General features: G+C 39.1%; 4 protein-coding genes. 2 read left to right on the top strand and 2 right to left on the bottom strand.

Translation table 11 applies throughout. The features are described from left to right. A partial coding sequence (locus tag ACR2F7_RS11005; protein WP_432713612.1) for a DUF5118 domain-containing protein occupies positions 1-429 on the bottom strand: 429 nt, incomplete at its 3' end. 104 nt (positions 430-533) lie between these two features. Then, positions 534-1,559, bottom strand: a complete 1,026-nt coding sequence (gene holA, locus ACR2F7_RS11000) for a DNA polymerase III subunit delta (RefSeq protein ID WP_432713613.1) — start codon at positions 1,557-1,559, stop codon at positions 534-536. Positions 1,560-1,615: 56 nt separating this feature from the next. Between holA and ACR2F7_RS10995 the strand changes: the two genes are divergently transcribed. Together ACR2F7_RS10995 and ACR2F7_RS10990 are read left to right on the top strand one after the other, a co-directional pair. After that, the gene (locus ACR2F7_RS10995) at positions 1,616-2,077 is read left to right on the top strand and encodes a type I restriction enzyme HsdR N-terminal domain-containing protein (protein ID WP_432713611.1); all 462 of its coding nucleotides are present in this window, start codon (positions 1,616-1,618) and stop codon (positions 2,075-2,077) included. A 95-nt stretch (positions 2,078-2,172) separates the two neighbouring features. Then, positions 2,173-2,690 (top strand): GNAT family N-acetyltransferase (locus tag ACR2F7_RS10990; RefSeq protein WP_432713610.1); only part of this gene is annotated, 518 nt, incomplete at its 3' end.

Genomic DNA, 2,690 nt, shown 5'->3' with positions numbered 1-2,690 from the left:
ACCATAGGTTCTGTAAGACAACTTGCGCATGAAGATTTTATTGTTTGGTCCTTTTTCAAACTTGATGACACTGCTGCCAATCTGGTCACCTGCATAACCAGATGCCGACCTTACTTCGGCGCCAGCTTTAGAAATTCTGTTAACCACCAGAATTTCTCTGCCCAGCAAAGAATCTGCAAGTTCAAAAAAGAATTTCTCCTCTACTTTATGGGTGGTAATCATTCCCTTATTAGTAATGGCTTTATCGGTAATCACCGTAGCGTAAGGTTTCACGGTAGCTTTAGTACCCAAGGCAGCCAGTGGTCCTGCCGCTTTTTTGGTAGTATCTGTAGTAACCTTCGGTGTTGTAGGTGCCGCAGGTTTGTTTTGCCCATGAGCCATGGAATAACTTGCCAAAGCAAGGGCAGAAATGATAATAGTTTTGTTCATGTAAGTTGGTTTGTTAACACAAAGATAAGTGTGTAAAAGAACTTAACTACATCCGCTATATAACTTTACGGTTACAAATCTAAGTCAGTATAACAATAATTAATCTAATGAATAATCTTGAATACCAATTCTCTGAGCAATTCGCCATCAGTGGTGTTACCCGTGCTGTCTACTCCTTTACTTTTAAGGTCGTATTCACGGAGCAAACTAATGACCTGCACCGTTTTGTTGAAATTGTAATTGCGTGCTGCAACTTCGTATTCTTTGATGAAATATGGATTGATGCCTAACTCTTTGGCGGCATCATTTTTATTGGGCAGGTAATGGTATTTGAGTACTTTAGAAAAGTAGGTGTTAAGGCTGGCCATGACCATCACCATGGGATTGGCTTTCGGGTTGTCAGCAAAGTAATTCACAATCTGGTTGCATTTCATCACATTGCGCTGTGCAAGGGCTTTCTGCAGCTCAAATACATTGTACTCTTTACTGATGCCTATGTTCTTCTGAACATGTGCCGTATCAATGGTGGTTTCTTTGCTGATGTTTAACATCAGCTTTTCTACTTCATTAGCAATTTTGGAAAGATCGGTACCCAGGTATTCTGCCATTAAGGCGGCTGCATGGGGATCAATTTTATAACCTTTCTCTTTCACCAGGTCTTCTATCCATGGTGCCAGTTTATTCTCGCGGATGGGGTCTGACTGAAAGATCAGGCCCGATTTGGCGATGGATTTATAAAGCTTCTTCCTTTTATCGAAGTTGGCGTATTTATAACCAAGGACAAGGATTGTAGACTTTAAAGGGTGTTCAAAATAGTTTTGCACAACAGCAGCTTCTTTGCTGTCGCCTTCAGCTTCCTTGGCCCATTTAAGGTCCTGTGCTTCTTTAACAATGATCAGCTGGTAGTCTGACATCATGGGATAACGCTTTGCCGCATTGAGAATGGTAGCCATGTCAGCATCTTTTCCATAAAGCACAGTCTGGTTAAATCCCTTCTCCATATCTGTTAATACATGTTGTTCCATGTAATCAATTACCTGGTCAATGTAATAAGGTTCTTCGCCATGCAATAAATACACAGGTTGGAACTTTTTAGCTTTAATGTCTTTGATAATATCGGCAGCAGTCATATAATTATTCAAATATAACCGCTAAAAACTAACTATTAAAGGTTATTTTTGCATTAATGGCATTTACTCCAGTAGCACTCAACCTTCCGGGCTACCCCTTTAAACTGACAATAAAAAAGGAGCAGCATTTTATTTTTGATGAGATCCGTAAAAAACACCTTGTATTAACACCCGAAGAATGGGTAAGGCAACATTTTATTCAATACTTGATCTTAGAGAAAAAGTTTCCTAAATCACTGATCCAGGTGGAGGGTGGTTTAACTCTAAACGACTTACAAAAGAGAACAGATTTAGTTGTTTACAATAATAAAGGCGAGCGGGTGATGATTGTGGAATGTAAAGCACCTTCGGTGAAAATTACACAGGCTGTATTCGACCAGGCATCAAGGTATAATTCTGTACACCAAGTAAAATGGTTGGTGGTGACCAATGGCTTGCAGCACTGTTATGCCACTATTGATCATGTGGAGAGCAGGTTTGCTTTTGTGGAAGAATTACCGTTATATCAGGATCTTTAAGCGTATTTCAAGGTTACAGTTATAGCTGATGACTAGCGCGGCTATAATATTAATGAATTTGATAAATGAAGAGAATTGCTTTACTTTTATAGCCTATGAACATCGAATTTTTAACATTTCCTACATTAGAAACCACACGTCTAAGCCTAAGAAAATTATCCTTTCCAGATGCTCAGGCGATTTACGAACTAAGGTCGGATCCCGAAGTAGCAAGATTAACGGGGAAAGAACCTTTCAGGAGTATTGATGATGCAATAGAATACATCCAAAAAATAGACAGATTACATTTGGAGAACAAATGTGTATTTTGGGCGATTTCCTATAAGGGTGAATCTGCTTTAATTGGTGCCATATGTTTATGGAATTTTGATAATGGCAATAATTCCATAGAAATAGGTTACGAATTGCTCCCTGAATTTCAAAGAAAAGGCATCATGGGCGAAGGTTTAGTGGCAGTTATAAATTTTGGATTTGAGAATATGGGTGCTCGCACTATTACTGCATTTCCGTCTGCTCATAACCCCGCATCAGTTAATACATTAGAAAAACTGAATTTCAAATTGGCTTCTGATGCTCATCAACATACGCACGAGAATGTAGAAGGGATGCTTAC

The organism is Pedobacter sp. (genome assembly GCF_045628745.1).
Classification (GTDB): Bacteria; Bacteroidota; Bacteroidia; order Sphingobacteriales; family Sphingobacteriaceae; genus Pedobacter.
Note: the sequence above shows the minus strand (reverse complement) of the source record. Positions and strands in the feature narration are given on the sequence as shown.

Excerpts from the sequence above, each read along its gene's own strand:
- ACR2F7_RS10995 (WP_432713611.1), top strand. The coding sequence starts at position 1,616 with ATGGCATTTACTCCAGTAGCACTCAACCTTCCGGGCTACCCCTTTAAA.
- holA (WP_432713613.1), bottom strand. The coding sequence starts at position 1,559 with ATGACTGCTGCCGATATTATCAAAGACATTAAAGCTAAAAAGTTCCAA.